General features: G+C 69.8%; 7 protein-coding genes. 4 read left to right on the top strand and 3 right to left on the bottom strand.

Annotated elements, in window-relative coordinates; translation table 11 throughout:
- The first annotated feature begins 506 nt into the window (after nt 1-506).
- Entirely contained in the window at nt 507-716 is a 210-nt protein-coding gene (locus tag D0D37_RS36345; protein WP_009071860.1) for a hypothetical protein, read from the top strand.
- Nucleotides 716-1,249 (top strand): Clp protease N-terminal domain-containing protein, encoded by a 534-nt coding sequence (locus D0D37_RS36340; protein WP_116205108.1) that lies wholly within the window; start codon nt 716-718, stop codon nt 1,247-1,249. The genes D0D37_RS36345 and D0D37_RS36340 overlap by 1 nt, the downstream gene beginning before the upstream one ends.
- Here D0D37_RS36340 and yczE read toward each other — a convergent pair.
- On the bottom strand, nt 1,246-1,887 hold the full coding sequence (gene yczE / locus D0D37_RS36335) for a membrane protein YczE (RefSeq protein WP_116205107.1): 642 nt from the start codon (nt 1,885-1,887) through the stop codon (nt 1,246-1,248). The genes D0D37_RS36340 and yczE overlap by 4 nt on opposite strands.
- A 61-nt stretch (nt 1,888-1,948) precedes the next feature.
- Between yczE and yczR the strand changes: the two genes are divergently transcribed.
- On the top strand, nt 1,949-3,388 hold the full coding sequence (gene yczR / locus D0D37_RS36330) for a MocR-like transcription factor YczR (protein WP_116205106.1): 1,440 nt from the start codon (nt 1,949-1,951) through the stop codon (nt 3,386-3,388).
- Between the two features lie 476 nt (nt 3,389-3,864).
- Here the strand turns inward: yczR and D0D37_RS47605 are convergent, their stop codons facing one another.
- The gene (locus D0D37_RS47605) at nt 3,865-5,175 is read right to left on the bottom strand and encodes a hypothetical protein (RefSeq protein ID WP_208720301.1); all 1,311 of its coding nucleotides are present in this window, start codon (nt 5,173-5,175) and stop codon (nt 3,865-3,867) included.
- A gap of 451 nt (nt 5,176-5,626) precedes the next feature.
- Nucleotides 5,627-6,793 (bottom strand): pyridoxal phosphate-dependent aminotransferase, encoded by a 1,167-nt coding sequence (locus D0D37_RS36320; RefSeq protein WP_116205105.1) that lies wholly within the window; start codon nt 6,791-6,793, stop codon nt 5,627-5,629.
- A gap of 29 nt (nt 6,794-6,822) precedes the next feature.
- Between D0D37_RS36320 and D0D37_RS36315 the strand changes: the two genes are divergently transcribed.
- Nucleotides 6,823-8,121, top strand: coding sequence for a DUF445 domain-containing protein (locus tag D0D37_RS36315; RefSeq protein WP_116205104.1), 1,299 nt, complete (start codon nt 6,823-6,825; stop codon nt 8,119-8,121).
- Nucleotides 8,122-8,342 lie beyond the last annotated feature (221 nt).

The following is an 8,342-nucleotide window of genomic DNA, read 5'->3' as shown; positions in this document are numbered from 1 at the left end:
GGATGGCCTGGGGGAGGAGGGCGACGTGGTCTTCGGTTGGGCGGGGGTGGCCGTCGGAACCGACACCGGCTCTCTCGGCGGTCGAAATCTCGGGCACGGGTCGACTGTAGCTCGGGTGGTCTTGGGTGGGCGGCTCGTCGCCTGGCGGCGACATTGCGCCCGTTGGTTGCGTGGGGCACCCCGTTGCCCATTGTGCTGACGGTTCGGGGGTGCTTGTCAAGGCGGGAAAGATGCCTTGACAAGCACCCCCGAACCGCAGGGAGGCTTCGTATCGGGGTGCGGGGGAGGAGCTGGGTGCCTCGCTGGGTGGGTGCGTTGGTTGCGGTTTGGGTGGGTGGTCCGTGAAGGGCTCCTTGAGGGAATCTAAGGCTGTGAAGGGGTCCCTCACGGACTGCGGAGGGTCGTGAGGGGAACCCTGAGGGACTCAGAGTCCGTGAAGGTGGCCCTCACGGACGGGATGTCAACTGGAGTTGACAAGGGTCGGGGTGTCAACTTAGATTGACATCATGACGGAAGCGACGGATCTGGCCGCTCGCGCTGGTGACCGCGATCCCCGGGTGGGGCTTCGGGCGGTAGCGGCGCTTAGGCGGTTGCTGGAGCAGTTGGAGGCGGTGCAGGTGCGCAGCGCGCGCATGCACGGCTGGTCTTGGCAGGACATCGCGGCCGAGTTGGGGGTCAGCCGGCAGGCCGTGCACAAGAAGTACGGGAGGCATTGATGTTCGAGAAGTTCACCCATGATGCCCGGAGAGCGGTGGTCGAGGCGCAGGCGGCGGCGCACGAGGCTGGGGCGCACGAGATTTCCGTGCAGGCCGTTTTCGCTGGGTTGGCGCGGGTTGAAAACGGCGAGGCGGTGCGGCTGCTGCGGGTGCTCGGGGTGTCGCGCGACGACGTCTTCGCTGAGCTTGCCCGGGTACGCCGACGCGGTGGGATCAGCGACGCCGATGCCGAGGCGCTCACCGAGTTCGGCATCGACGTCGATCAGATTGTCGAGCGGGTCGAGCAGACGCACGGGCCGGGCGCGCTTGCCGAGGCTGGGCGGCGTACTCGGCGCAACCACTTGCCGTTCACCTCCGACGCCAAGGACGCGCTGCAGATGAGCGTGCGGGAGGCGCAGGATCTCGGCGACAAGCATCTCGGGCAGGAGCATCTGCTGCTCGCGTTGGTCAAACAGCGCGGTCCGGTCGCTGACTTCCTCGCCGCGCGTGGGATCGATTATCCGGCGGTTCGGCAGGCCGTCGGCAAGCGTTAATGCTGTTCTCGCTGGTGCGGCCCGGTGCGCCAAGTGACCAGGGGGAGCAGCGCCTGGGTCAGCGGGCCGATGCTGAGGGCGTACAGGACTGTTCCGACGCCGACCGAACCGCCCAGCAGCCAGCCTGCGGCGAGGACCAGCACCTCGATGCCGGTCCGGACCAGGCGCACCGACCAACCCGTGCGGGCATGCAGGCCGGTCATCAGGCCGTCTCGCGGGCCGGGGCCCAGGCGGGTTCCGACGTACACCGCGGTCGCGACGGCGTTCAGGACTACGCCGCCGACCAGCATCAGGATCTGCCAGACGAGCACGTGCTGCTCGGGTAGCACGGCGCGTACGGCGTCGACGGCCACCGCGATCACCGCGATGTTCGCGACGGTGCCGATGCCGGGGCGCTGCCGCAGCGGGATCCACAGCAGCAGCACGAAAACCGCCACGACGGCGCTGATCGTGCCGAACGACAGTCCGGTGATCTTGGTCAGACCGTCGTTCAGCACATCCCACGGGTCCAGGCCGAGGCGTGCTCGGGTGAGCATGGCCATGCTCGCGCCGTAAAGCGCGAGACCGGCGAACAACTGGGCGCCCCGGCGCGCGGGGGATCGGCGGATGCTGAGCGGACTGAGGTCGATAGCTGCCACTTCTCCACTATTGGCGACAACTGGCCTCGTATGCCATGGCCAATGCGCAATAATTGGCCTTATGGAACCGCTCGGTGGACGCATCTCAGGACGTCGATTGGCCACATTGCTGGGGGAATGGCGGCAGCGTGGCTCCCGGCAGGGTGCGTCCGACCTCGCCGCGGCGGTCGAGTTGCACGTGCTCGACGGGCAGTTGCCGATCGGCACCCGGCTGCCCGCCGAGCGCGAACTCGCCGACGCGCTCGGCGTCAGCCGCACGCTCATCGGTGCGGCGCTCGACCGGCTCCGCGCGGACGGCCTCGTCGCCAGCCGCCGCGGAGCCGGGTCGTGGGTGGCCGGGGTCGGAAGCCGCGACGAGGCCGATGCGGTTCGCGACGACCTCCTCGACCTCGCACGGGCCGCACCGCCCGCCGTGCCCGGACTGATGGCTGCGTTCGACACCGCGCGGCGCGACCTGGTCGAGTACGTCAGCGGCAACGGTTATCTCACCGGCGGACTGCCGCGGCTGCGCGAGCGGATCGCCGAGCGCTACACCGCGCGTGGGTTGCCGACCTCGCCGGACCAGGTGCTAGTGACGTCCGGCGCGTACTCCGCGTTTGTGTTGTGCCTGCGGATGTTGACCGGGCCGGGCGACCGGGTGTTGCTCGAGCAGCCGACGTATCCGAATGCCATCGACGCCGTCCGCGCGACGCACGCGTTGCCGGTGCCGGTCGCGCTCGACCCGGTGCACGGCTGGGATTTGCCCGGCATCGAAGCCGCGCTGCGTCAGGCCGCGCCTCGGTTCGGCTACCTCGTGGTGGACTTCCAGAATCCGACCGGACTGCGCCTCGACGCGGCCGGGCGCGAACGGCTCGGCGGGTTGCTCGCCCGGTCGCGGACGCCGGTCGTGGTCGACGAATCGTTGGTGGAACTGGATTACGAGGGCGATCCGGTCGACGGTCCGCCGCCGCTGGCCGCTTTCGGCGGGGATTTGGTGCTGAGCGTCGGATCGGCGGCCAAATCGCAGTGGGGCGGGTTGCGGCTGGGCTGGATCCGGGCCTCGACGGATTTGCTGGACCGGCTGCAGTCGTCGCGGTTCGCGGTCGATCTCGGCGCGCCGGTGTTCGACCAGCTCGTGCTGGCGGCGCTGCTGGAACCGGAAGGTTACGACGTGCTTGCCCGGCGGCGTACGGAATTCCGGGAGCAGCGGGACATCACGGTCGCGGCGCTGCGCAAGTACTGTCCAGAGTGGACATTCGAGGTGCCATCCGGCGGATTGTCGGTGTGGTGCCGGTTGCCGGAGCCGATGAGCACGCGACTGGCAGTGTCAGCGGCGAACCACGGCGTGCAAATCGCGCCCGGGTCGAGGTTCGGGGTGCACGGCGGATTGGAACGCTGGCTGCGGCTGCCGTTCGGGCTGCCGCGGGAGCAGTTGCCCGAGGCGGTGCGGCGAGTGAGCGCGGCGGCGGCTTCGGTGCGCGGCTGCGCGGACGTGCTCGCGGAACGGGTGCCGGTGACGTAGCGGGGGTCGTGAGTGGCAATCCCGGTTCTAACCGGGATTGCCACTCACGACCCCGGGAAAATGAACAGCCGGTGCACCGGACGGGATCCAGCCACTCCAGGGAGGGTGGCGGTCACCTGTCCGGCGCACCGGCCGATCGTCCGAGGCGCTTCCCGGCACAGCCCCTCGAAGTGCCGGGAAGCGCCCTCGGTTCAGGCGGGCTTCGGTTGGCGCAGGCCCTCGCTCGGCGCGGTGAGCGAAAGCCTCCGGAGCACGCCCGTGATGGGTCCCGGCGCCGCGGGGGCAGCGCGGCGCCGGGACCGGGACCCGATCCGGCCGGGCGCGGTCGGCCGGTCGGGAAGTGCGGTCATGGTTCAGCCCCTGGTTCGAAGTGGCATTGGTGCGAAGGGGTGAGCCCGGCGCAGCGAACGGGCGCGCGCGATCAAGAAGTTGATCTTGACGTGGACGCAGCTCTCCCCGGATAACCGGTCGAGCGGTCAGTCCGGGGAGGTGGTCGGCAGGGCGGCGTCCCTGCCCGCGCCGTCGACCTCGTGGTCGCGGCTGACGCCGATGAGCTTGAGCTGAGTCACGGTGTCGCCGTCGCCGGTCAGCGCGAACAGCTGGCGCAGGCCGCCGGAACCGTCGTGTGCCGGCGAGACAGTCGACGCGGGCGCGGCAGGCGCGGCCGGTGCTGCGGGGAGGCCTTCGCCGCCACCGCTGCTGCCGCCGCCGGCCTGGCTGCGTTCCTTGGCCGGCGGCGCGGGCTGGGTTTCCTGCTTGTCGGCAGGCGTTGCGGTGAGGAATCGGGCGGGCGCGACGTGCGCGACTGCGGGGGCCTGCTTGCTGACCGTCCCGGCAACCGGCGCTTCCGGTTCTTTCGCCAGCTTGGTCGCCGGGACGGAGGCGGTGATCGAGCCGCTGGCCGATGGCGCGGGCTCGACCGGGCGGACCGGCTGCTCGACGACCCGGACCGGCGCGGTGTCGAGCACGACATCGACCGAGGTGACGGTGGTGTGCAGGGCCGTGTCGACGGTGTCGTCGACAGTTCCGAGGATGCCGTCGAGGAGCCCTGGCTGGTTGCGATCGGGGCTGCCGAGCAGGCCGTCCAGGAGACCCGGGCCGGACCCGCCGAGCAGGCCGCCGAGGAGTCCCTGCTGAGGTTCGTGGCTGGCGGTGCTGAGCAGGCCGGGCCGGGACGCGCTGCTGATGCTGCTGAGGAGACCGGGCCGGGGGTCGCTGCTGGTGCTGCTCTGCTCGGGTTTGCCGCTGAGCAGGCCGGGCTGGCTGGTGGCCTCGGGCGCGGGGTCGCTCGCCGGGGCGTGGTGCTTTGTCCTGACCGGAGGCTTGGCGGGCTTGGCGGCCTTGGCCGCGGGCTCGGGCCGGGAAACGTGGCTGGCCGGGTTCTGCGTGCCCGGGTCGCTTCCGGCCGACCTGACCGGCCGGAAGCTCACGTCCGGCCGGTAGTCGTGGGCGGAGACCTGGAACCGGTGCAGGGAGGCGCGTTTCGCGCCGGTCGCCGTGCCGGGCATGGCCCAGGTGAGCGTGCCGGACGTGGCCGTTCCGGCGTACCGGTGCTCCGGTTCGGTGTCATGCGCGGAAGCGGCCGGACGGTCGGCGTGGTCGCACTGGTCGTCCGTCGCCGCGTTCGCCTGCGACAACGCCGCGCCGAGCAGCCATCCGGCCAAGGTGAGCCCGCCGGCGACGGCGATCCGAGCGGCAGGCCGAGCGAGCGGTGCTGCCCAGGCGCGTGGCCGTCGTCGCGCGCCCGCGCGCGCGAAAGAGGAATTCCGCTCAGCGCGGTCGGCCATTCCCAGGAGCGCGGAACCCGTGCTCCCGAGCGGGCTGGCGCTTGCGCCGGACGTCGCGGAAGGTGCGAGGCCGCGCGGGGTCGCCATGCCGGTCACGCCACCACCACCGTCCGCGCCTGAAGCTCATGCGGCCCACCGCACGAGGCTGATCTTGCTGGGGCTCTCTTCCGGCCAGGTCGCAGGTCCCCCGGGGCTGCCCTCTTTCTAGCACCGGACGCGAGTGTTTCATCTCTCCCGCGCTCGATCCACCCCGTAAGGCGGAACGTCCGCACCGGCTCCGGTGTCCGATCCGCCCTAGTCGATCACCCAGCGTCGCCTCAACCGGGGCTGATGCGGCCATCCGGGCGGCCGTCCGACGGCGCGAATTCGGGCGTTGACCCGATGTTTCGGCCCGGGGCCACTCTCGGTGTCCCCGTTGCCGCAGCACCAAACCGGGGCCGGACCGCAGTCGTCAGACGAGTTTCCGCAGGCGTTCGACCGCTTCGTCGATCACCTCGTTGCGCTTGCAGAACGCGAACCTCAACAAGTGTTTCCACTCGTCCGGGTGATCCGTGAACACCTTTACGGGTACCGCGGCGACTCCGGCGCGTTCCGGCAGCGTCCAAGCGAGTTCGGCGGCGTCCTCGAAGCCGAGCGGACGCACGTCAGCCGTCACGAAGTAGGTCCCCGCACTCGGTCGGACTGCGAAACCCGCATCGGCAAGACCGGCGGACAACCGATCGCGCTTCTCCTGCAGGCTCGTGCGCAGGTTTTCGACCCACTCAAGTTCGTTGTCGAGCGCGTACGCGACGGCTGGCTGCAACGGTCCACCCGAGACAAAGGTGATGAACTGCTTCGCTGCCTTCACCGCGGCGACCAGCTCCGGTGTGGAACAGATCCAGCCGATCTTCCAGCCGGTGCAGTTGAACGTCTTGCCCGCGCTTGAGATCGCGACGGTTCGCTCGCGCATCCCCGGGAACGACGCGAGCGGAAGGTGCTCGGCTCCGTCGAAAACCAGGTGTTCGTAGACCTCGTCGGTGACCGCGATGAGGTCGTGTTCGACGCACAGCCGCGCGACCTCCTCCAGCTGCGCGCGCGAAAACACCGTGCCGGTCGGGTTGTGCGGTGAATTCAGCAGCACGGCGCGAGTGTTCGGCGTGATTGCGTCGCGGAGGGCGTCCAGGTCGAGTTCGAGCTGTCCGTTCTCAGTTTCGACGAGCCCGATCACGCGCCGCTGCGCGCCCGCCATCGCGACCGCGGCGGCGTACGAGTCGTAGTACGGCTCGACCACGATCACCTCGTCGCCGGACTCGGTCAGCGCGATCAGCGTCGCCGCGATGGCCTCGGTCGCGCCCGCGGTGACCAGGATCTCGGTGTCCGGGTCGTAGCTGGCTCCGTAGCGCTGGCGGTGCCGGCTGATCGCGGCGCGCAGCTCCGGGCGGCCCGGCCCCGGCGGGTACTGGTTGTCGCCGCCGAACAGCGAGTTCTTCGCCGTTTCGAGCATTCCGGCGGGCCCGTCGGTGTCCGGAAAGCCCTGGCCGAGGTTGACCGCGTCGTGCCGGACGGCGAGCGCGGTCATCTCCGCGAAGACCGTCGAGGCGAACGGGCGGAGGCGGGGGACGAGAGCTGGTTCACGCACGAGAACGCATCCTCACGGACAATGGCGGTGTGGAGCAACTCACCCCTGCCAAGGGCACGCCCGCGGACCCGCCCGGCGGCACCGCCGGCGAAGAGGCGAAACGGCGCGGCCTGCGCAAGATGAAGCTGGTCGCGCTGTCCTTCCTGCTCGGCGCGACGATCGTGTTCCTGCTGACCAGCTGGGCGGAGTCGGCGGGCTGGCCGGGCTGGGTCGGCTACGTGCGCGCCGCGGCCGAGGCGGGCATGGTCGGCGCGCTCGCGGACTGGTTCGCGGTGACCGCGCTGTTCCGGCATCCGCTCGGGCTGCGGATTCCGCACACCGCGATCATCCCGAACAAGAAGGACGCGCTCGGCAACAGCCTCGGCGAGTTCGTCGGCTCGAACTTCCTGTCCCCGGACGTCATCCGCGACAAACTCCGGCGCGTCGAGGTCGCCAGCAGGCTCGGCGGCTGGCTCTCGCAGCGCGACAACGCCGAACGCGTGACGTCGGAGCTGGCGACGGTCGTGCGCGGCGCGGTGACAGTGCTCCGCGACGAGGACGTGCAGGCGATCATGGAGCAGGCCGTGGTCAAGCGCGTGATCGACAAGCCGTGGGGGCCGCCGCTCGGCAAGATCCTGGCGGGCGTCTTCGAGGACGGCGCGCACCACAAGCTCGTGGATCTGATGTGCGACCGCGCCTACGAATGGGTCCGGGACAACCACCAGACGATGTTGCGCGTGGTCTCGGACCGCGCGCCGAGCTGGTCGCCGAAGTTCGTGGACGAAATGCTGGCGGACAAGGTGTACGGCGAGGTCCTGACCTTCACCTGGGCGGTGAAAACCGACGTCAACCATCCGATGCGGCTGGCACTGGACAAGTTCCTCGGCGAGTTCGCGCACGATCTGCAGACCGACCCGAAGACCATGGAACGGGCCGAGCAGGTCAAGGGCCAGATCGTGAGCCACGCCGAAGTGCAGAAACTGATCGGCAACGCGTGGGCGACGGCCAAGGAGATGCTGCTGAAGGCCGCGGAGGACCCGTCGAGCGAACTGCGTCAGCGGGTCCGTGGCGGTCTGGAGTCGCTGGGCAAGCGCCTGGTGGACGACCCGTCGATGACGTCGAAGGTGGACGGCTGGGTCGAGAGCGCGGCGGTCTACCTGGTGACCCACTACTCCCGCGAGATCACGACGATCATCACGGACACGGTGGAGCGGTGGGACGCCGAGGAGACCTCCCGGAAGATCGAGCTGCAGGTCGGGCGGGATCTGCAGTTCATCCGGATCAACGGGACCGTGGTGGGTGCGCTGGCCGGGCTGGTGATTTACGCGGTGGCGCAGTTGCTGTTCTGAGGTCGGGATTCGGTGGCCCTGGTCTCCGGCTGAGGCGGATTTCGTTGTGGTTGAGCGGAATTCGCCGCCGGAGGAAGTTTTTCCTGCGCTGACTCGCGGCATCAGCGGGTCGCAGCTCGGAGGCGCGCCGTCCTATACCACAGCCGCGACCCGCTCAAACCAGTTGTCCACAGGAAGCTGAGTTATCCCCGGGATTATCCACAGGAATTCACGGTGATGGC

It is taken from the genome of Amycolatopsis circi (genome assembly GCF_003385235.1).
Taxonomy (GTDB): domain Bacteria; phylum Actinomycetota; class Actinomycetes; order Mycobacteriales; family Pseudonocardiaceae; genus Amycolatopsis; species Amycolatopsis circi.
This window is presented reverse-complemented; position numbering and strand designations above follow the sequence as displayed.